This window comes from Mariniflexile litorale (genome assembly GCF_031128465.2).
In the GTDB taxonomy this organism is placed as follows: Bacteria; Bacteroidota; Bacteroidia; order Flavobacteriales; family Flavobacteriaceae; genus Mariniflexile; species Mariniflexile litorale.
Window position 1 is genome coordinate 3760891 of the sequence record NZ_CP155618.1, and the last position, 21745, is coordinate 3782635.

General features: G+C 32.1%; 16 protein-coding genes and 1 other RNA gene. 7 read left to right on the forward strand and 10 right to left on the reverse strand.

Going from position 1 to position 21745, the window contains the following annotated elements; genetic code table 11:
- Positions 1-9: 9 nt before the first annotated feature.
- Both QLS71_RS15830 and QLS71_RS15835 read right to left on the reverse strand, forming a co-directional pair.
- On the reverse strand, positions 10-5763 hold the full coding sequence (locus QLS71_RS15830) for a gliding motility-associated C-terminal domain-containing protein (protein WP_308992823.1): 5754 nt from the start codon (positions 5761-5763) through the stop codon (positions 10-12).
- Positions 5764-5803: 40 nt separating this feature from the next.
- Positions 5804-6316 carry a hypothetical protein gene (locus tag QLS71_RS15835; RefSeq protein WP_308992822.1) on the reverse strand — a complete coding sequence of 171 codons (513 nt, stop codon included), beginning with the start codon at positions 6314-6316 and terminating at the stop codon, positions 5804-5806.
- Positions 6317-6752: 436 nt separating this feature from the next.
- On the opposite strand from QLS71_RS15835, the gene QLS71_RS15840 reads away from it, so the two are divergent.
- The 4 genes from QLS71_RS15840 (at position 6753) to QLS71_RS15855 (ending at position 10985) form a co-directional block, all read left to right on the forward strand.
- Positions 6753-7241, forward strand: coding sequence for a histidine phosphatase family protein (locus tag QLS71_RS15840; RefSeq protein WP_308992821.1), 489 nt, complete (start codon positions 6753-6755; stop codon positions 7239-7241).
- Positions 7242-7389: 148 nt separating this feature from the next.
- Positions 7390-9453, forward strand: coding sequence for a polyphosphate kinase 1 (gene ppk1 / locus QLS71_RS15845; protein WP_308992820.1), 2064 nt, complete (start codon positions 7390-7392; stop codon positions 9451-9453).
- A gap of 1 nt (position 9454) precedes the next feature.
- Positions 9455-10360 carry an exopolyphosphatase gene (locus tag QLS71_RS15850; protein WP_308992819.1) on the forward strand — a complete coding sequence of 302 codons (906 nt, stop codon included), beginning with the start codon at positions 9455-9457 and terminating at the stop codon, positions 10358-10360.
- A gap of 100 nt (positions 10361-10460) precedes the next feature.
- On the forward strand, positions 10461-10985 hold the full coding sequence (locus QLS71_RS15855; RefSeq protein WP_308992818.1) for a porin family protein: 525 nt from the start codon (positions 10461-10463) through the stop codon (positions 10983-10985).
- Here the strand turns inward: QLS71_RS15855 and QLS71_RS15860 are convergent.
- From QLS71_RS15860 to dnaX, 3 genes are read right to left on the reverse strand one after another with little or no spacing between them, the layout of a single operon-like run.
- Positions 10982-11563, reverse strand: a complete 582-nt coding sequence (locus tag QLS71_RS15860) for a tRNA-(ms[2]io[6]A)-hydroxylase (RefSeq protein ID WP_308992817.1) — start codon at positions 11561-11563, stop codon at positions 10982-10984. The two genes, QLS71_RS15855 and QLS71_RS15860, sit on opposite strands and share 4 nt — an antisense overlap.
- A gap of 12 nt (positions 11564-11575) precedes the next feature.
- On the reverse strand, positions 11576-12133 hold the full coding sequence (locus QLS71_RS15865) for a hypothetical protein (RefSeq protein WP_308992816.1): 558 nt from the start codon (positions 12131-12133) through the stop codon (positions 11576-11578).
- A gap of 10 nt (positions 12134-12143) precedes the next feature.
- Positions 12144-13871: a DNA polymerase III subunit gamma/tau gene (gene dnaX, locus QLS71_RS15870; RefSeq protein WP_308992815.1), complete on the reverse strand. Its 1728-nt coding sequence runs from the start codon at positions 13869-13871 to the stop codon at positions 12144-12146.
- 339 nt (positions 13872-14210) lie between these two features.
- On the opposite strand from dnaX, the gene rnpB reads away from it, so the two are divergent.
- Positions 14211-14545, forward strand: an RNA gene (rnpB, locus tag QLS71_RS15875) — RNase P RNA component class A.
- Positions 14546-14994: 449 nt separating this feature from the next.
- Here the strand turns inward: rnpB and QLS71_RS15880 are convergent.
- The 5 genes from QLS71_RS15880 to QLS71_RS15900 all read right to left on the reverse strand — a co-directional run bounded on the left by QLS71_RS15880 (position 14995) and on the right by QLS71_RS15900 (position 19663).
- On the reverse strand, positions 14995-16443 hold the full coding sequence (locus QLS71_RS15880; protein ID WP_308992814.1) for an IS1182 family transposase: 1449 nt from the start codon (positions 16441-16443) through the stop codon (positions 14995-14997).
- 263 nt (positions 16444-16706) lie between these two features.
- Complete coding sequence (locus QLS71_RS15885) at positions 16707-17498, reverse strand: hypothetical protein (RefSeq protein WP_308992813.1); 792 nt, start codon at positions 17496-17498, stop codon at positions 16707-16709.
- 74 nt (positions 17499-17572) lie between these two features.
- Positions 17573-18115, reverse strand: a complete 543-nt coding sequence (gene rsmD / locus QLS71_RS15890) for a 16S rRNA (guanine(966)-N(2))-methyltransferase RsmD (protein WP_308992812.1) — start codon at positions 18113-18115, stop codon at positions 17573-17575.
- Complete coding sequence (locus QLS71_RS15895; RefSeq protein WP_308992811.1) at positions 18115-18942, reverse strand: DUF3822 family protein; 828 nt, start codon at positions 18940-18942, stop codon at positions 18115-18117. Before QLS71_RS15895 ends, rsmD begins: the two co-directional genes overlap by 1 nt.
- Complete coding sequence (locus QLS71_RS15900; RefSeq protein WP_308992810.1) at positions 18926-19663, reverse strand: hypothetical protein; 738 nt, start codon at positions 19661-19663, stop codon at positions 18926-18928. The genes QLS71_RS15895 and QLS71_RS15900 overlap by 17 nt, the downstream gene beginning before the upstream one ends.
- Positions 19664-19791: 128 nt before the next feature.
- On the opposite strand from QLS71_RS15900, the gene QLS71_RS15905 reads away from it, so the two are divergent.
- Together QLS71_RS15905 and QLS71_RS15910 are read left to right on the forward strand one after the other, a co-directional pair.
- Positions 19792-21228 (forward strand): ATP-binding domain-containing protein, encoded by a 1437-nt coding sequence (locus QLS71_RS15905; RefSeq protein WP_308992809.1) that lies wholly within the window; start codon positions 19792-19794, stop codon positions 21226-21228.
- An 89-nt stretch (positions 21229-21317) separates the two neighbouring features.
- Complete coding sequence (locus QLS71_RS15910; RefSeq protein ID WP_308992808.1) at positions 21318-21743, forward strand: hypothetical protein; 426 nt, start codon at positions 21318-21320, stop codon at positions 21741-21743.
- Positions 21744-21745 lie beyond the last annotated feature (2 nt).

The following is a 21745-nucleotide window of genomic DNA, read 5'->3' on the forward strand; positions in this document are numbered from 1 at the left end:
GGTTAAGTTTTATTTGGTTCCTAAGTAAACTGGTCCTGTAAATGGTGCCAATCCACTATCTTTTAAAGTTACTATATAATAATAAGTTCCGTTTGGTACTGTTCCAGAGGCACCAATGGATTTTTTACTGGCGGTACCTTTCCAGTCCCCCATGTTTTCTCCAACAGTATAACTATTAGATTCAAAAATTAATGCGCCCCAACGGTTGAAGATTTTAACGTCGGCTGTAAATCCACATAAGTCAATACCTGTAATATCAAAAGATTCATTGTAAGCATCTCCATTAGGTGTTACTGCTTTAGATATGACGATGTCGTTTTCACCACAAGGTAATACCACACAATCGGCATTTATATTCATGGTTACATTGGTGATGCTCACACATCCAGCATCGGTTGTTGTGTACCTGAATTCATAATCTATGCCACCACTTTGTGGAAGGAAGTCTGGACTAAGTTCAAGAGTTGTAGGATTGAAAATACTACCAGAGAGCGTTGCTGCTGGATTACCTTCAATTAATTCCCAAGTACCATTCGTATTAAGTGAACTTGAAATTATATCATTTAAATTAACAATGCCATCATCAAAACATCTGTCTTCAGCAACGATATCAGTTATTATTTCATCAAGAGCTACAAACAGTGTTTGTTTATATACAATATCATTGCCACATTCGTCACTTACCGTCCATGTTCTTACAATTTCATAGTCATTTAAAACATTATCTACAAACGTACTTGTTTCGTTAAATACCACAATGATATTTGATTCCGATGTACAATTATCTGTGAAAGTTAAAGCAGGTGCGTCTGGTATATTAGTACAACTTACATTCAATACTTCATCAAATGTTGTTGATGGCAGTGGAGCCTTAGTGTCTTGTACAGTTATAATTTGCGTATGTATGGTTGTTAAACCACATTCATCTGTAGCTGTCCAAGTACGAGTAATAATATAATTATTTGGACAATCACCCGTAGTTATAACATCTTTAACGGTTACTGGAGCAGTTCCACAGTTATCGGTTGCGGTTAATACTTCTGCAACAGGTACGGCATCACATTCAACTGTTACTGTATTAATAGGAAGCGTTCCAACAAATGTTGGTGCTTTTGTATCTCTTACAGTTATAATTTGAGTATGCTTTGTAGTATTTTTACAAGCATCTGTAGCTGTCCAAGTACGAGTAAGTGTATAGTTATTTAGACAATTACCGTTTGTTCTAACATCATTCACAGAAACAGTAGCAGAACCACAAGTATCGGTAGCATTTAGTTCTATAGCTGTTGGAACAGCATCACATTCTACAACTAAGTTAGCAGGAGGTAATGTTGTCTCAACAAATGTTGGTGGTGTTGTATCTTGAACGGTTATAGTTTGAATATGGGTTTTTGTTAAACCACATTCGTCAGTAGCAGTCCAAGTACGTGTAACAATATAATTATTAACACAAATACCCATTTGTGTGCTTTCTTCAAATGTTACAATAGCCTCTCCACAATTGTCAGTAGCATTCAATTTAACAGCTGTAGGTATAGCATCACATTCAACAACAATATTCTCCGGAAGCGTTGTTTCAACAAATTCTGGAGCAGTGGTATCAGATACTGAAATTATTTGATCTGCAGTTACTGTATTACCACAAGCATCTGTTGCCTTCCAAGTACGTTTTATACTATATGTTCCAGAACATGTACCATCAGTTCTTTCATCTACATAGGTAATAATAGGGTTCTCATCACAATTATCTATTGCTGTAGCTGTTCCAAACGCAATAGGAGATAAATCATCACTACATTCAGCACTTACATTAGCTGGTAGCGTAAGTACTGGAGCGGTATTGTCTTGCACAGTAATCGTCTGGGTAAAGTTTTCGCTTATATTACCACAGGCATCAACAAAGTTCCAAATACGTACTCTAACATAGGCACTAGGGCAGGTAGGATCTATGTTGGTTTCATCACTTACTATATTTAGAGCAGGAGTACTACAATCATCAGTCGCTGTAGGGGTAAGGGCTAATGCATCATTGATGGCATCGATATCACTACATTCTAGTGTAGTATCTAAATCGCCCGTTGTATTATTAATTTGAGGAGCAATGATATCTTTTATTAAATAAGTTGCTGTTGTTGAACTTTTATTACCACATACGTCAGTAGCAGTGAAAGTAACTGTTATGGCACCATCATCACATTTAACCGAAGTATCAGACCCATAATCATTACTCCAGCTTACCTCACTACAATTGTCAGAAGCGGTAGCACCCGCATTAGCGTTCAACCAATCTGTTAAGGTTTTTTCTGTATCACCAACACCACATTCTATTTCGATATTATCAAGACTTGTATTATCAATAATAGGAGCAGATTGATCGCTACCAGTATGTGTCATAGTTTGATTTTCTAATTTGTTACCACAAGCATCAACAACTTCAAAGGTATATACTAACGACCAAGAACAGTCATCACCCGTTTGTGTTGTATCTGTTAAATTAACAGTTACAGTACCACCACAATTATCAGAGTAGTTAGTTGCAATAGTAGTAGCATTAAAAGGATATGTTGTTTGTGCATTAGCGCTACAAATATCAGCATCGGTTTCTCCTATAGGAGCTGTACCTGTTGGAGCAGATTGATCGCTACCAGTATGTGTAATAGTTTGATTTTCTAGTTTGTTGCCACAAGCATCTAGCACTTCATATGTATATACTAAAGACCAAGAACAATCATCACCAGTTAAAGAGGCATTTGTAAGGTTAGCAATTACGTTGTCAGCACAATTATCCGTATAATTACCAGCTATAGTAGCCGCATTAAAAGGATATACTGTTTGTGCATTGGTAGCACAAACATCTACCCCAGATACTCCAGTTGGAGCAGTTCCTGTGGGTGCAGTTGTATCAGTAATATTAATAATTTGTTCAGCCGTTGCAGTACTGCCGCAACCATTGGTAATTGTAAAAGTTCTGGTTATAACAAGAGGACAACTAGACCCTGGAGTTATTACATCAATGTATGTTATACTTGTAATAGTCTCACCTTCTGAGGCTGTATAGCCAGTTGTTATATAAGTATCTTTAATATCTGCCGATTGAGATGTGCTAAAAGGATATCTAGCAGTTAAAGCTGTTATACTGTTTTCATCACAAGCTTCAATATTAATAACAGCTGGTGCAGTTATTTCAGGTGTTCCGCTAGAGACCGTTACTTTTATTGGTACACGTGTTTGGCTGATACAAGAATTCGAATATCCTTCAGCCACATAATATGTTGTTTCTCCAATACTACTTGTAGAAGGTACGATAGAATTTTGAGCAGGGGTAGATGGATTATTATCTACATAGTAATATAAATTATATACAGAGGGTGTTGTAGGCGCATCACTAGGTGTTGCGGTTAAAGGAGTTGCAGTTTCATTCAGACAATATATAACATCTTCAACTGTTGGTACTGAAGTTATATTAGATACATTGATGGTGAATTCATAATAACATGTTGTTGTTCCAGGAGGAATAGCATAATAAACCAAGGTTCCTAAAGTAGGAGGGAACGGGTTAGAAGTATTATATTCTATGGAAGTAGATGTTTTAGGATATTCATTATAAAACCTAGTACCTGGAGAGAATGCGGCGTTTACCTGTGATGTTTGAATAGGTGTTGAACCGATATTACAGAAATAAAAATCTCTAACAGGTGTATAGCTGCCGCAATTAGCCGCAACGTAAGCTTGAGAATCTATAGTTATTATGTTAGGAGTAGGTATGGGCTCACCAATACATGATCCGCTTGTTTCGTATCCTTTAATTAATGCTTGATTAAAAGAAGTGTTAGATTGATCTCCTATGCCTGAAATAGAACCGTTTAGGGATATATTCGGTGTGCAATTGGTATTAACTAAAAGTGCACAATCTGTTGTGGCTTTCAATTTAAAACTTATATCTGCTAAGATGTCTTCAGGATTATTAGAAACAGGTAAAGTACCAATATTCCAAATAATAGAACCGGTCGCTCCTGCATTTGGATCATAATATGGTTGGTTACTCGTTACTAATGGAGCATTCACGTTGTAATCAATACTTAAATTTTCGTAAGAAGATGTATAGGGTATTGGTATCGTTATGGTCGTATTATTTGTGGCTTCAGTGCCTTTATTTTTAATTTCTATTTTATATTCCGCACTTTCTCCAGGAAAAAGAGTCATTGGGTCTGCACCACTTGTATTTACAGCGGTTGTAGTTAAAATACCCTCGGTTTCAGGGACATAAGCGTCAACTGAAAAGGTTAGATTAAATATAGCATAAGTATCTATAGTAGAACCGTAACGAAACCGTGTAGAAGTTTGGTTATTGTCTATTATGGTATTATTAGTATTGTTAATATTAAACATGCTAATATCCAGTCCCGTATTGTTTATTAAATTAGGGTTTCTATTATTGTTTCCAGTAACGATTGATGAATTAAAAAAGTTACCTGAGTTATTACCAGAATGACTTAAGGGAACCCAATCGTCATCAGCAGCATTTCGAATATTAAAATAATCTCCACCATAATAATTATCACCTTCACCAGCCATGACACCTAATTTTACGTTAACATCGCCATTTTGTACAGCATTAAATCCAGAAATTGGTATTTCAAAATTCACTGTTGATAGATTGGTAACAAAAGCATGTCCGTCAAAAATAGTCACATCTCGCCATTTCATTTTTGAATTTTCATAAACAACAACCATACCCCAGCCACCATAGTAACCAATATCTCCACCATTACCTTCTTGTAAAGCCATGTCCGCAACAAAATAATTACCTAGACCATAGGTTTTTACATAATCTGTAACTTCTGTATAACCAGAATACATGTTGTTATCGGTATTAGAAGGATAATAAATATTATCAGTATCAGCAGTAAATTCTTCATACGAAGTTGCTGATGGACCTTTTAATGATATTTTACGTTTATTTAAAGTTTTAGTATATCCATCTAATAATGCATAAGCATGATTTACAGTATTATTTAAATCTTCATCAATATCTTCATCTCTTTGTAATGCGCTAACAATTATTTGGTTGCTTCCAGAACCGAAAGTAACAGGATCAAATGAAACTATAACACTATCATTGTCTGGTGCATCTATTGATAAATTTTGGTTGCTAGCTATAATCCAGCTGGTACCTCCATTAATAGAATATCTTACTTGATAATTAGTATTTAAACTCTCAAAAATAACTGTTGATTCTGAAGAAGTGAAAGTATATCTAGGATAATAATTACCATCTGCACCTTGTCTTGTTACGGTCATAGTATAATTAGTACCAGTAACTAAATTCGAACTCCCAATTATAAAATTATTATTAAACACATTAAAACTGGTAGCAGCACCTGCACGCCCCGTCCAATATAACCCAGCATATAATATGTTAGAGCATTCAGGACTTGCGCCATTTTCATCTGAAAACTTCAATTCAGCCATAGATGAATTAATAGTGTTAGCATCATTGTCAACATCAACATATTGCATATCCTTATATCCATTATGTTCATTAACTCCGTAATTAACCAAAGTTAAATTGGTGTTTCCCATCATGGTAAAATCACCTTTTATGTTATAAATAGTCTTGGTTGGAGTATATTGTGATTCTCTAGGTGAAAAAGGAACTCTAACCTGAGAAAAGCCTTGAAAACTTAACAATACCATGAACAACACAGCTAGAGGTATTGGTTTTAAATAAGTCTTTAATTTAGTAGTGTATAGTTTCTTCATTTCTTAATTAATTAAAATTAAACTGTGTTGTGTCTTTTTACTATGATGGATTAACATTTTCGAAATAAATTGTTATTTCTGAGTCTATGTTTTTAATAAAAGCTCGTATTTGACTTTCTGTACATTTAAAATAAGTGGTAACATAAATATAGCTTAGATTGTTAAACCCACTAATATTCGAAAAGTCTATATAACTATTTAAATCAGATATTTCTTTTAATTGAACCTTTAGTATTTGAACAGTACTAAATAAAGAATTTTCTGTTTTTAAAATATTTAGAGAATTAGCGTCATATAGTGTTAAGGATATTGGTTTTTGTGGTCCCGTTACTTTTATAATGTTATTGTTTTTTACATAAATGCTAGGCTTCAAGCTGTATAATAATTGATTTGGAACTTCATCAGCTCCATTTAGATTGGAATTTTGTAAAAGAGTTCCATTCTTTAATTCAAATACTTTAGTCTCTTGAGCTACAACTTCATTAAATGACAATAATGAAATACAAATAACACATATAAATGCATTTAACGTGAAGGGTAATTTATTTATCATGGCCTAATAAGGGTTATTTATTAATTTTAAAAATATATTTATAGACATAAATATGACGTTAACGTCACTTGTTATAGCCTAATGTTGATTATCAATAAAAACAATAATATAGTTTTTGAGGGAAAAAACTGTGAGGGAAAAACACTGAGTAACAATGTTGTATTTATTTGTGAAATTAGATTTGGGATCATATCTTTCAATTTTATAGGTAAGCAAATTAACGCATATGCTTAAAGTTGGTCAAAATAATATGGTAAATCACTTATATATTCGTTTAAAAGCTAGTGCAAACATTTAAACGAAATAATTGGTTATTTATCGTTTAAAATTTTGAACATATTAATTGTTTTATTTTACCGATTTTAATTAAAATACTGGTATTATAATTTTTGTTTAATTACTTTTATATAGAAAATACGTGCACTTAACAGGTTTTATGAAAAAACTATTCTTAATTAGACATGCGAAATCCTCTTGGAAGTATAATGTTATTGATCATGAAAGACCATTAAATGAAAAAGGTCTTAACGATGCTAATAATATATCTCTTTATCTGAAAGCAGATAGTTTAAATATGGATGCCGTTTATTGCAGTGATGCTGTAAGAACTATAACGACAGCTAATATCTTTTTTGAAAACCTTAAAATGGATAGCTCAAAATTGCAATTAAATCATGATTTATATGATTTTTCAGGAAGTAATCTTATTCGTGTCATTAAGGAGTGTGATAATAGAATAAATCATTTAATGGTTTTTGGTCACAATCATGCCATTACAGCTTTTGTTAATACTTTTGGCAGTATTCCTATAGATAATGTACCTACTTGTGGTGTGGTTTGTATTGAGTTTAATATTGATAATTGGAAAGATTTAAACAAAGGAAAAACTCTAAGTACTTTATTTCCAAAAGATTTAAGAAAGTAATGTTTTAGGTTAAATATCACAGCAATGTATCTAAAATAAATTGATATCATATCAATACGTGTAGGGATGCTTAATCATTCGCTTTAAAGCAAATTATTTAACCTAAATAGAATATATTTGTGCAAGCATTACATCATTTTTACGAAGCATGACAAAACCAGAAATTCATTCAAATAGTTACATAAATAGAGAAATAAGTTGGTTACAATTTAATGCAAGAGTTTTACAAGAAGCTTCAGATGAAAGAGTACCATTAATTGAAAGATTACGGTTTGTAGGTATATTTTCTAATAATCTAGATGAATTTTTTAAGGTTAGATATGCTACCGTAAAACGAATTGTTGACGCAGGAAAAGCAGGGAAAAGCGAATTAGGAGGCATCAAGGCCAAAGAATTACTTGAAATAATCACTCAAATAGTAATTAAACAACAAAGCGAAAGCTTAGAAGTTTTAGATGCTATTCAAAAAAGATTGGAAGATGAAAATATTTATATAATTGATGAAAATCAAATAGATAGCTCCCAACACGATTTTATAAAAAAATATTTTATAAGAAAAGTAAGTCCGGCATTAGTGACCATTATTTTAAACGATTTGGTTGTGCTTCCAAATTTAAAAGATAGTGCCGCATATTTGGCAGTAAAAATGGGAATGCTAGATAATAAGAAGCAATTTGCTCTTATTGAAATACCAAAGTCTATTAACCGTTTTATAGAATTACCTAAACAAGGGGATAAAAGTTTTATAATAATGATAGACGATTTATTGCGTCATTGTTTAGGTTATATCTTTAACATTTTTGATTACCGAACCGTTTCGGCTCACATGATAAAAATCACACGTGATGGTGAGTTAGATTTTGAAAGTGATTTGAGTAAAAGTTTTATTGAAAAAATATCCGATAGTGTAAAACATAGACAAACAGGCGACCCGGTACGTTTTGTTTACGATAAAACCATCGATAAAGATACCTTAGAATTCTTAATGTCTAAAATGGGTATTGATCATACAGATAGTATCATTCCTGGGGGGCGTTACCATAACAGACGCGATTATATGAGTTTTCCAAGCCTAGGAAGAACAGATTTACTTTATGATAGCATTGAGGCATTGCCTATTAAAAACCTCAGTTTAGAGGCTAGTATTTTTAAAGCCATAGAACATAAAGATTATTTATTACATGCCCCGTACCAAACATTTTCTTATATCGTTAAATTTTTAAGGGAAGCAGCCTTAGATCCTCAAGTAAAAACTCTAAAAATCACTATTTATCGTTTAGCCCAAATTTCTCATATTGCTAGTTCGCTTATTAATGCTGCTATTAATGGAAAATCGGTCACAGTATCTATAGAGCTTCAAGCACGGTTTGATGAGCAGGCTAATATAGATTATGCGCAACAAATGGAAGAAGAAGGCATCAATTTGGTATTTGGTGTCAAAGGATTAAAAGTGCACAGTAAAATGTGTGTTATAGAACGTGAAGAAGGTAAAAAACTAAAACGCTACGGCTTTATAAGTACAGGGAATTTTAATGAATCTACCGCTAAAATATATACAGATTATACCTTGTTCACTGCAGATCAACGTATTTTAAAAGATGTCAATAAAATATTTAGTTTTTTTGAAACCAACTATAAAATTTTTAGATATAAACATTTAATAACATCTCCTCATTACACAAAAAAAGCTATATTTAAATTAATAGATGCCGAAATTCAGACTGTAAAAAATGGAGGTGAGGGACTTATTCGTTTAAAAATGAATAGTATCTCAAGTTATAGTATGGTTGATAAACTTTATGAAGCGAGTAATGCCGGTGTTAAAATTCAAATGATTGTACGTGGCATTTGCTGTTTAATTCCTGGAATTCCAAATATGAGCGAAAATATTGAAGTGATTAGTGTGGTAGATAAGTTTTTAGAACATTCGAGGGTATACATTTTTGGAAACAATGGAAACCCAAAAGTGTATATTTCATCGGCCGACTGGATGACGAGAAACATTGAAAACAGAGTAGAAATAAGTTGCCCCATTTATGATGATTCTATAAAGCAAGAAATTATAGAAACATACAATATTTGCTGGAACGATAATGTAAAGGCACGTTGGTTAAATGCGTCACAAGAAAATGAATATAAAATAAATGATAAAGAAAAAGTAAGGTCTCAGTTTGCTACTTACGCTTATTATTTAAAAAAATTAGAAAATTAGGATGCTTTCAATTAAAAAATATGCAGCAATCGATATTGGTTCTAATGCCGTTAGGTTGCTTATTTCAAATATTATAGAACAAAAAGGCAAACCTGTTCTATTTAAAAAAAATTCATTAGTTCGTGTACCTATTCGTTTAGGATCTGATGTTTTTATACATAATAAAATTTCAAAAGAAAACACGCAACGTATTCTAGATACCATGCTCGCGTTTAAATTATTAATGAAATCGCATAAAGTGGTAAAATATAAAGCCTGTGCCACTTCGGCGATGCGAGAATCAACGAATGGTAAACAGGTGGCCGATTTAGTATTAAAAAATTCTGGAATAAGTATCGATATTATTGAAGGTGAAGAAGAAGCAGCTATTATTGCTGCAACCGATTTAAACACTTTTATTGATAAAAGTAAAACTTATTTATATGTTGATGTTGGTGGGGGTAGTACCGAGTTTACTATTATAAACCAAGGAATTTCGGTGGCTTCAAAATCTTTTAAAATAGGTACAGTACGTTTATTAAACGATATGGTATCGAAGGAAGCATGGCAAGAATTGGAACAATGGATAAAATCACATACAAACAATTACGATAAAATATCCGTTTTGGGTTCTGGTGGAAACATTAATAAAATTTTCAAAATATCAGGAAAAGCTTTAGGTAAACCGTTAACATATTTCTACTTGACATCGTATTATAACTTACTACAAAGTTATTCTTATGAAGAACGTATAACCGAATTGGATTTAAATCAAGATAGGGCAGACGTTATCATTCCTGCCATGCGGATTTACTTGTCTTCTATGAAGTGGAGTGGTGCTAAAAATATATATGTACCAAAAATTGGGTTGGCAGATGGTATTATAAAAAGCATCTACTATCAAACGGTTTCAAGCAATACACAGTAAAATTTTGCACTTCACCTTTTAAAATTGCACCGATGTAATTTTATAATATATATTCGTACACGATAAATTGCTAAAATTTATAACCCAAAGCTATTCATTTATGAAAAAAATATTATTAACATTACTACTTGGTTTTTCATTTTACGGATTTTCTCAAGATGTAAAGTATGGTGTAAGAGGTGGTTTAAACATTTCAAATTTAGATTTTGAAGATACACCTGTCATGACAAATAAGCATAGAAACAGTATGTATATTGGTTTTTTTGGAGATATTCGTTTCTCCAAAACAGTTTCTTTAGTTCCAGAGTTACAGTTTTCTGCTGAAGGTGCCAAAGTTGAAGTATGGCAATTAGATTATATACAAGCACCTATTTTATTAAAACTTAGATTAAGTGAAAAAGTTCGTTTTGCTCTTGGTCCGCAAGTAGGCTTGAAAATAAATAAGGTGGATGATGGCGCAAGAAATTTTGCTTATTCGGGAGTAGCTGGAATTGAATATAAATTATCACACATGTTATTTGCTGATATTCGATATACTTACGGCTTGGTAGATGTTTTTGATGACAATTTACCGGTTTCTGCTAAAAATTCAACCATTCAATTAGGTGTAGGATATAAATTTTAACCGTGTATCGTCCTGCTTTTTCCTAAGTTAGCTATTATTTGACCCTCATATTCAAGAAGTTGTTGCCATTTGGTGTCAACTTCTTTTTTTTCGCCATACTTACGTGCAAACCCTAAAAACATAGTGTAGTGGTTGGCCTCGCTTACCATAAGGTTTCTATAAAAAGTGGCTAATTCTTTATCTTCAAGTTCTTCAGATAATAGTCTGAAACGTTCACAGCTTCTAGCTTCAATTAAAGCAGCATAAAGCAACCTATGTACTAATTGTGTTGTTCTACTACCGCCTTTAGGAAAAAACTTAAGCAACTCAATAACATAATCATCACGTCTATCACGTCCTAAAACCCAACCACGTTTTATAATGATATCATGAACCATTTTAAAATGACTGATTTCTTCTTTAACTAAAGCGGTCATTTCTTGAACCAAATCGGTATATTCAGGAAAGCTTACAATTAAAGAAATAGCAGTACTGGTTGCTTTCTGCTCGCAAAAGGCATGATCGGTTAATATTTCTTCTATATTTTTTTCAACAATATTAACCCATCTTGGGTCTGTTGGTAATTTAAGTCCTAGCATAATTCATTCATTTTAACCTTCAATTTCATTTATTAAAAATGTACCATCACTATTAATTATCATTTCACTTAAATAATAATTATCTGTTTCTGGTTGGGTATACATGATATATATACTTGTTTTATCTTTGGTGAGTTCTTCATTATCGTTTATCCAAACACCAGATAAAATAGCAATTTCAAAATATTCTTTTAATTCATTATTGTGCTTTAAAAAAAAAGGCTTGTCTATAGATTCTGAAAGAATTTTGTTATCGTTTTTAAAAACAGTGATTTCTGAAATATAATCTCTATAAAAGTGTTTATAGACTATAGTGTCTGCTTCGAATGTGTTTATAACACTACTATTCATATTAGCATAGGTTTTAATTTTCACCTTAAAACCATTGCTTAATACAGTGTCTGTTATGGTTTCAGAATAGGTTTCAGGAAAATATTTTACTATTTCTAGCACACCTATAGAATCTTTAAACTTTTCAACAGATGTTTTTAAGCTGTCCTTTTTAGTTTTTCCACCAGTACAACTTAAAAAAACAAAAACTATTAATAAAAAATAAATTAACTTATTCATTTATAAATATTTAAACATCTAAATCAAACGTTTTTCTTAAAAGATCTATATTAGGGTTTTTCTCTTTAAGTTTCTCAAATTTATCAAGGGACGTGTATGCATATTGCTTTTCCATTTCTTCGTTCACAGTAATAGATAAGCTAATATCAAAATTACTTAGAGTCTTACGAATATACAGCATCAGGTCGTATTGGTTACGCTCTAATTCTACTTTGTTGGTAGCGTTAGGATATTCTAAATGAACAACAGTTCCTTTTACTTTTGGAGTATCAATAGATAGAATAGATGCTAAATTATGCTTCCCATCTTTTTGAAGGATTTCTATAAAGGCATTCCAAGTTTTAATTAAATCGGCTTCAGTAAATGGTTCTGACGGTAGATTTTCTTCATCTATTACAACATCCATTTGTTTTATAAGATGTTCCTTCTTAAGCTTTAAACTTTTTAAAGATAGGCCCGAAGCTCTTTTTGAATCTTGCTTTAATTCAATTTTTACAGGTTGATTATCCTGAGATTTATTTAAATTATTTAAAGTTTTATGTGATGTTTCAGTGGTTTTTGGTTCAACCGAAGCAGATTCACTTTTCGTTTTATTTGGAAGTGTTACCGGTACAGGTTTAATGCCTTTTTTATGAAAGTACGAAGCGGGAATTATGAAGTGCCTAGAATTTTTTTTTTCTCCATCGAAAGTGATAGAGGCAAGTTGCATAAGGCATAACTCAATGAGCAGTCGTTGGTTTTTACTGCTTTTGTATTTCAGATCGCAATCATTAGCGAGATTAATACCCTGAAGTAAAAACTCCTGAGAAGCTTTTTGCGATTGTTCTAAGTATTTCTTTTTTGTTTCATCGCCTACTTCAAGCAATTCTATGGTTTCGGGTGTTTTACTGACTAACAAATCTCTAAAATGAGATGCTAAACCAGCAATAAAATGATGTCCATCAAAACCTTTTGAAAGGGTTCTGTTAAATTGAAGTAGTAAATCAGGAATTTTATTCTCTAAAATAAGGTCGGTGCTTTCAAAATAAGTTTCGTAGTCTAGAACATTTAAATTTTCGGTAACCGCTTGTCTCGTTAAGTTTTTACCCGAAAAACTAACCACACGGTCGAAAATAGAAAGCGCATCACGCATAGCTCCATCTGCTTTTTGAGCAATGATGTGTAGCGCATCGTCTTCAGCGTTGATTCCTTGTTCTTCTGCAATGTATTTTAAATAGTCTTTTGCATCTTTTACCGTAATCCGTTTAAAGTCAAATATTTGACAACGTGATAAAATGGTTGGTATAATTTTATGCTTTTCGGTAGTAGCAAGAATAAAAATACAGTGTTTTGGTGGCTCTTCTAATGTTTTTAAAAAGGCATTAAAAGCAGCCTGAGATAGCATATGTACCTCATCAATAATATACACTTTATATTTCCCCACTTGAGGCGGTATACGAACTTGGTCGGTTAAACTTCTAATATCATCCACCGAGTTGTTTGATGCCGCATCGAGTTCGAAAACATTGAATGCAAAATCTTCATTGCCCGTTTCGGAGCCATCACTATTTATCATTTTAGCTAAAATACGGGCGCAAGTTGTTTTACCAACACCACGAGGTCCTGTGAACAAAAGGGCTTGTGCTAAATGATTGTTCTCAATGGCATTTAATAAGGTGTTTGTAATAGCCTGCTGACCCACAACGTCTTTAAACGTTTGGGGCCTGTATTTTCTAGCCGATACTACAAAGTGTTCCATTGAATTATTAAAGTAACAAAGTTAAAAATTCAATTAAGAATTATGAATTATGAATGGAGAATTTAGAAGGAGTTATTAACAAAAACGAAGCTTATATGCTAATATGTTTTTGTTAAATTTGTATAAAAAATCAACTAATTTCGTTTAAATGTCGATATAATCAATTTAAAGTGACAATATCTTAAATAGTAAAACCAATCTCCCCAAAACAAAACAACTTTCAGTTTAAAAATTAACTTATCAATAGCCCTGACCCTCCCGATGCTTCATGTGGGTAACGCCCAAATTTTAATTATTTTATTAGTTGGTAATTGCCCATTAAGTATTGTACTTTTGCGGCAAGTAAATCGCCTTATCGCTTTCCGTTTTTCGGAAGGAGGAAAGTCCGAACACCGTAGTGCAACATAGTGGCTAATAACCACCAGCCGTGAGGTTAGGAAAAGTGCAACAGAAAGTATGTACAGGTCATGCTGTAGTGAAACCAGGTAAACTCTATGTGGTGCAATGTCATGTATACCAACGTTTGAGGGCGGCACGCTCGATTGTTGGAGGGTAGGCAGCTAAAGTGTATTGGTAACAATGCACGCAGATAAATGATAAGGGCTTTTTATATTTTAAATTCATTTTATAAATATAAAAATGTACAGAATTCGGCTTATAGATTTACTTGTTTATAGATAAACCCTTTTTGTGAATTCAAAAAGGGTTTTCCATTTTAAATAGGATAGGGATTTTATTAAGTTAATGACGCTCCATTTTGCTAAATAAGTATTTATTTATTAAATTGATATAGGGAATAGTAACCAAACAGAACTAAGTATAGGAAAGGAATATTCTGCTTTTTTTAAGTATAAGTATTAAATAACTGAAAAATTAATACATAAATTAAGTAAAAATTTTACAAAAAAAAGAGGCTGTCTGAAAGAGGCCACTGAAAAACATGTCCTATTTTGATCGGCATCGTTTTTTGGACAATAAAAAAACGCTTATAACAGGATTTTAAACATCCGTTATAAGCGTTATCTTTTTTGAACTGTTTTTATTTTTAGGCTCTACAAGTTGCTTTTCGACTTATGTAATTATATAAGTTGTTTTTTTATAATGCACATGTAGATTTCATTTTCTATGTCAATTTCAGTATTCTTTTTAAGTTTACCGTAAAAATTGCCATTGCTCCTTGCATTTGCATATTGTCAATCCCATACGATACTGCCCTATTATAACCATGTGCATTTTTCAGCTCACTGTTTTTGGCCTCTATCTTGTATCGGTGTTTTGCCTTTTCTTTGTAATATTCTGTTTCTTGAAAAGCCATTTGGTCCTGGTGCAACTCTGATTTTATGGATACAGAATACGTTTTTGTCTTGGCGCCCTCTTTGTAACAGCCTTCTTTTAAAGCACAGGATTTGCATTTTTCGACATCAAAATAATAAGTATCTACTTGGTTTTCCCCAATATTTTTTTTGCCCTGACGCGCTTTTCGTATTGCCAGTTGCCCTGCTGGGCAAACAAACCTATCGGCATCTTTATTATAATCAAATCTATCTTCATCTTTTCTAAACCCTTGTGTTATCGAAGGGTTTAGTCTTGCCACCATTTTAATGTTTTGCCCATTTGCGATCTTAAGGTTTTCTTTTCCGGAATAAGCCGCATCTCCAATAATGGTATCCACATCGACTCCGTTTTCTTGGCTGACCCCTAAAAGCTTGGGCAGTTCCGGCCCATCTCCTTTTTCCCCAGATGTTACTACGGCCGCGGTAATGATGCGTTCTTCGGTCATGGCAAAATGGGTCTTGTAGCCAAAGAAGGAGCTATCGGCGGATTTATGACCTGTTTTGGCATCAGTATCTTTTGATAGCGTTAAATTTTCTTGAGCATCCTCTACGGTTTCTTTTAACAGGTTTAATTTTTCTTTCACAGCAGGTATGGAACTTATGGACGGTTCATTTTCTATGCGTTTTTCTAACTCTTTGCAATAGGTCAGCTCCTTTTCCAGCTCATTGTCGGTATTCTTTTGGGGCATACGTTCCTTGAACTCGTCGTCAAAGGCATATACTGTTTTTCGAAGTAGCCTTGAGCGCTCTCTCAATGCTTCAATTACTGAAAATGGATTGGATCTCGATAAGGTATGTGTGGCATCAACGATAATTGACCTCGAACGGATGATGCCTTTTTCGACAGCTATGGTCACCGTTTTGTTTATCAACAGGTTTAATAGGTCGGTGTCCTTTAATCGTAGTTTTCTGAATTTTGTCAACGAACTGGGGTCGATGACATCGTCTTCTGGGTTCATGTCCAAAAAATATTTAAAGGACATATCGTAACGCGAACGCTCCACCACATCAACATCAGAAACGGTGTAAATTGTTTTAAGCAGCAAATACTTGAACATTCGAACAGGACTTTCTGCCATGCGTCCATTATTGGTGCAGTACTTGTTCAATAGCTCATCGTAGATAAATGAAAAGTCTATCAAATCGTTAATTTTTCTCAAAAGATTGTTCTTTGGAATAATCAAATCGTATAACGAAGAATGCTCGCTGAACGCTATTGTTTGTTGCTGTAGTAACATCTAAAAACCTTTATGATTACAGCTAAATATACAAAAAAAAAGAGCAGAAAACCTAGGGTTTCTGTTCCTTAAATTATTGTATTTATTCCTTAAAGGACTTTTTCAGTGGCCTCGTCTGAAAAGTGTATTTTATTTACTTTGTCAGGTTGGGCTTGTCGAAACGGATATGGATTATCAATACGTTTAAATATTTCGACAGGCTCCATATAACACAGAATAACACTTTTCAGACAGCCTCTTTGAATATTGTTAAGATGATATACTTAACTAAAATTTATTTTTGTACATGTTTCTCCATACACATGGGATAACACTATTTGAACAGCTTTGTCTGAGGTTTCAGCATTACCAATTATAACGCCGTTATCTAAAACATCTCCATTTTCAGTCCAATCAAATGCTTTATCATCTTTTGATTTATTTATAATAGTACGTTTGCCTTCTTTAATACTTACTCTAAAAGATTTATATTCTTTATTGTATTCAACTCCTGCAGGATAATAAGTTTCAGCATTAAAGAAAGATTCTCCTTTTGAAAACAAGTAACATACACAGTTACCTATCTCACTAGCTTCAGAAACTCTTACAGTGTTATTAAGAATTATTTTCCATTCATCTTTTACTAAAGCAGTAACAAGATTCATTAAAATAGTACCTTTTTCAGCAATCTTACCTTCTATTTTAGATTCGAAGTTAATAAGCGCAGATATTGTTCCAGCTCTTTTCTTTTGTGACTCATAAATAATTTCTCCAACAGACATAGTGAAATTATAATTATGATTTTTTAAATTTTCTGATAATTGATTAGAAAATTGATCAAAATCTACAGTTGATTTATTTACCACTCCTGTTAGCCCAACATAGGCAATATTATTTTTATAACTACTATCAAACAGTGATAATATATTGTTTACATCTTTTGTTACTCCTAATTGATTAGAGGCTTGAATGTAAGATTTTAATAAGGTAGAGACTTGCTTTTCTTGTGCAAATCCTGTAAAAAATGACAATAGAGTTACTGCCATTACTAGCTTTAAAATTGTAGGTTTTTTCATTTTTGGGGATTATTAAGTTGATTTTTTAAAATATTAAAGAAGCTAATATATAAAAAAGAATATTAGATGCTTAATTAATTTTGAATTTCAAAAAAACTAAACATATTACCACCATAACTTTTTGAATAGCTATAATTAATTAAGTTTGATAAATCGGTATGTTTTGAATGTTCTACAATAAGTAAACCATCTTCAAGTAGCAAATTGTTTTTAAATACTAATTCTGGAATTTTAGAAAAAGCATCGTCTGTGAAGTTGTAAGGAGGATCTGCAAAAATGATATTAGCTTGAAAATTCGTTTTTTCTAAAAATGTAAATACATCACTTTTAATAGTTTGTATAGGCATTTTAAATTCAGAAGCTGTTTTATTTATAAACTTGATACAGCCAAAATCTTGATCAACACACGTGATTTGCTCGGTGCCTCTAGAGGCAAATTCGTAGCTAATATTACCTGTTCCAGCAAAAAGATCTAATACGATTAACTCGTTAAAATAAAACGTGTTGTTTATAATATTAAACAGCGATTCCTTGGCCATATCGGTAGTTGGGCGCACCGGTAATTTTTTTGGTGCTACAATTTTTCTACTTTTATATAATCCTGATATTATGCGCATTAAAAACTTTTAATTAATGTAAAATTACTATGATTTGTTTTTGGTTGTGAATCTATACTGTATTTATAAGGATCTTCTCTGTTGCCCAAAAATACAAATCGAACGTATTTATATGCTATCTCATATAGTTCGTCTTTAGCATTAATGTCTCCAATAAAAATTAAAGATATTTTTTCAGGGTTTAATTCTAATTGTTCTAGGGTAAATAGTACGTAATAAATAAAATCTTCTTTAGTGTTATATTCAAACGTATTGAATAATAGAAGTTTTGTGTTATTAATTGCAATTAACTCAAAAGACCCTTTGTTTATGTTTACATATACTTTTGGAATGTTTGAGTTTTTTTCAGTAAGTAAGATCTGTTCAATTAAAATTGTAGAAATGTGTTTATATGTAAAAGATCCAAAATGCTCATAAATAAAATTGTTTATGTTCACATAGGGCACATATACATTTACACTATCATTTATTAAAATTTCATCAAATGTTATAAAATCTGTTTTTAATATTTTAGAACCAAACTTTAAATAATCTGCTAAACAATCTTCATTAAATAAGGGTTTTGGAACTAAAGCAGATAAATTGTTATCATATATAACATTTACTTTAGAAAAAGTTTCTTCTAAAAGATTTTCATTTTCTAAATGTTCTTTTAAAGCATCTAAAGTTTCTAACGGATTTAATTTTTTATCAAAATGAATTTCTTTTAAAAAAGTGATTGTATTTAAATCTCGATTTAGGATACAAAAAGAAAGTCCACTCAAACTTATTTGAATGGACAATTCTAGATTAGTTAGTTTGTTAAAAGTTTTATTCGTTTTCGCCATAAGTTTTTGGCCAGTTCCCAATAGTTATAACTTCAGACATAGAGCCTACTTTTAAAACATCTCCATTAACACCATCTACTGAAACCACTTGGTTTTCTTGAACCACCATATCTGGATCTTGATCGTATAAAATAACATCTTTTTTAACAGATGCTTCAAATACAGGAATATTTATATCATTTTGTCTTAAAAGACCCGCTTCTAATTTGAACTTTTCTCCTGGTTTTCCAACAGGTACATTCATCATGGTTTTGTATCTCGTAGAATTTTTAAATAAGGAATCTTTTACGGGAACATAGCCTAATATATCAACTATAACAATTTCTTTAGTTGTATCTACTCCGTAGCGCTTAGTTAATTCTTGATCAATAACAACAGAGTCACGACGTTGAGTAATGGTGAATTTAGCCGTTTCAATAAATTTAACCAACTCGTCAAAACTATCGGTAAACTTTCCGTTTACTTGTTTGTAAGCTAACTCAGAATCTCTAATATCTATTAAATTCTTAATTACTTGAGCGTAACGCTTATTCTTTTCTTGATTAAATAAAATAGGTGTATAAACAGACATGTATGTTTGGTAGCCTAGAAAAGCTATTAAAACCCACAGCGCTATATTTATAACGGGCTTGAATTTTGAAGGTATGTATTTATCAACTAACTTAACCAAGCCAATTGTAAGCAGTATAGCTGCCACAGCAATAAGAATAAATTTCAACATAATCGTTTTTTAATTTAAATAGTTTGTTAAAGGTCTTTCGCAAATCTACAATTTTTTTTTAATCGTAAAAATCTATTATCGGTAAAAATCATTTCTATCTTTGAATAATTTATAATTTGTAAGTATTAATGACTTCATCCGAATTTTATTCCCTTATAAAACAGCAGTTTCCATTTCAACCCACCATAAAACAAAATATTGTTTTGCAACAACTAGCAGAATTTATTTTTAATAAGGCTCCAAACACACTTTATCTGCTTAAAGGCTATGCGGGTACAGGTAAAACTACCATTGTTGGCACCATAGTTAATAATTTATGGAAAGCAAAAAGAAGTGCTGTATTAATGGCTCCAACAGGTAGAGCGGCGAAAGTAATCTCTAATTATTCCGGAAAAGAAGCCTTTACCATTCATAAAAAAATATATTTTCCAAAAAAAGAAAAGGGCGGAGGCGTTTCATTTGTATTGCAACCCAATAAGCATAAGAATACTATTTTTATCGTAGATGAAGCCTCTATGATTCCAGATACACCTGGAGATTCAAAATTATTTGAAAATGGCTCGTTGTTAGACGATTTAATGCAATATGTATATTCTGGTCATCAATGTAAATTACTTTTAATAGGGGATACAGCACAATTACCACCGGTAAAGTTAGATTTAAGTCCAGCCCTAGATGAAAATACCTTGGCTTTAAATTATAATAAAGAAGTAACTAGAATGGAATTGGATGAAGTCGTGAGGCAAGAACAAGATTCTGGAATTCTAGCAAATGCTACAGTATTGCGTGAAGCATTATCAAATGGTATAAATGATGCGTTTAAATTCGATTTAGCAGACTTTAAGGACATTGTAAGACTTATTGATGGATATGAAATCATGGATGCTATAAACGATGCTTATAGCGATTTAGGAAATGAAGAAACAGCCATAATTGTTCGTAGTAACAAGCGTGCTAATTTGTACAACCAACAAATAAGGAATCGTATTTTATTTAATGAAAGCGAATTGTCTACAGGCGATTATTTGATGGTTGTTAAGAATAATTATTTTTGGATTAAGCCTACTACCGAAGCAGGTTTTATAGCTAATGGTGATATTATTGAGGTACTTGAAATTTTTAGTATTATAGAATTATATGGGTTTCGCTTCGCGGAAGTTAAAGTACGTATGGTTGATTACCCAAAAATGCCTCCTTTTGAAACAGTTTTGTTATTAGACACTATCGAATCTGAAACACCTTCATTATCCTATGAAGACTCGAATAGATTGTACCAAGAAGTCATGAAAGATTTTGAAAGTGAAACGAGCAATTACAAAAAGTTTTTAAAAGTAAAAGCAAGCAAACATTTTAATGCATTGCAGGTTAAATTCTCGTATGCTATAACCTGTCATAAATCACAGGGAGGTCAGTGGAACACAGTGTTTGTAGAACAACCTTATTTACCCAATGGAATCGATAAGGAATATTTACGTTGGCTTTACACAGCTGTTACAAGAGCCAAAGAGAAATTGTATCTTATTGGTTTTAAAGATGTTTTTTTTGAAGAGCCTCAAGGTTATTAATGCAATATGTTTTGTAATAGGCTTTATATTTAATATCTAGAAAAAGATGGTTATTGAAAATTTGTATCTTTAAAGTCTAAAATTGATGCATGTATAAAAAGGTATCTATAATCTTGATCGTGTTTTTTTTGCTAAGTTGTGAAAAGAACAAAATTCCTTTTGAAGAAAACTATACGTGGCAAGAACTTAAAGTTACTGCATCGGCGTATAATTCACTTAAAAATCAAACCGATTCCAACCCACATATTACAGCCTTTGGAGATAGTTTAAAACCAGGATTAAATTACATAGCTGTTTCTAGAGATTTGTACCGAAAAGGTTTAAAACGCGATACTCCAGTAAAAATAAACGGGTTTGATAGTATTTTTTTTGTAAAAGATAAAATGCATTCGCGTTGGAAAAATAAAATTGATATTTATATGGGAGTTGACGTAAAAGCGGCAAGAAAATGGGGAAAAAAAAAGGTCTCAATTTCTTATGGAATATTGAAACCTCTAGATAGTATCAAAAAATAAAA

Coding starts and splice junctions, on each gene's coding strand:
- QLS71_RS15840 (WP_308992821.1), top strand. CDS start 6,753: ATGAAAAAACTATTCTTAATTAGACATGCGAAATCCTCTTGGAAGTAT.
- QLS71_RS15850 (WP_308992819.1), top strand. CDS start 9,455: ATGCTTTCAATTAAAAAATATGCAGCAATCGATATTGGTTCTAATGCC.
- QLS71_RS15835 (WP_308992822.1), bottom strand. CDS start 6,316: ATGATAAATAAATTACCCTTCACGTTAAATGCATTTATATGTGTTATT.
- rsmD (WP_308992812.1), bottom strand. CDS start 18,115: ATGCGCATAATATCAGGATTATATAAAAGTAGAAAAATTGTAGCACCA.
- QLS71_RS15855 (WP_308992818.1), top strand. CDS start 10,461: ATGAAAAAAATATTATTAACATTACTACTTGGTTTTTCATTTTACGGA.
- QLS71_RS15880 (WP_308992814.1), bottom strand. CDS start 16,443: ATGTTACTACAGCAACAAACAATAGCGTTCAGCGAGCATTCTTCGTTA.
- ppk1 (WP_308992820.1), top strand. CDS start 7,390: ATGACAAAACCAGAAATTCATTCAAATAGTTACATAAATAGAGAAATA.
- QLS71_RS15860 (WP_308992817.1), bottom strand. CDS start 11,563: ATGCTAGGACTTAAATTACCAACAGACCCAAGATGGGTTAATATTGTT.
- QLS71_RS15895 (WP_308992811.1), bottom strand. CDS start 18,942: ATGGCGAAAACGAATAAAACTTTTAACAAACTAACTAATCTAGAATTG.
- QLS71_RS15910 (WP_308992808.1), top strand. CDS start 21,318: ATGTATAAAAAGGTATCTATAATCTTGATCGTGTTTTTTTTGCTAAGT.
- dnaX (WP_308992815.1), bottom strand. CDS start 13,871: ATGGAACACTTTGTAGTATCGGCTAGAAAATACAGGCCCCAAACGTTT.
- QLS71_RS15830 (WP_308992823.1), bottom strand. CDS start 5,763: ATGAAGAAACTATACACTACTAAATTAAAGACTTATTTAAAACCAATA.
- QLS71_RS15900 (WP_308992810.1), bottom strand. CDS start 19,663: ATGTTGAAATTTATTCTTATTGCTGTGGCAGCTATACTGCTTACAATT.
- QLS71_RS15865 (WP_308992816.1), bottom strand. CDS start 12,133: ATGAATAAGTTAATTTATTTTTTATTAATAGTTTTTGTTTTTTTAAGT.
- QLS71_RS15905 (WP_308992809.1), top strand. CDS start 19,792: ATGACTTCATCCGAATTTTATTCCCTTATAAAACAGCAGTTTCCATTT.
- QLS71_RS15885 (WP_308992813.1), bottom strand. CDS start 17,498: ATGAAAAAACCTACAATTTTAAAGCTAGTAATGGCAGTAACTCTATTG.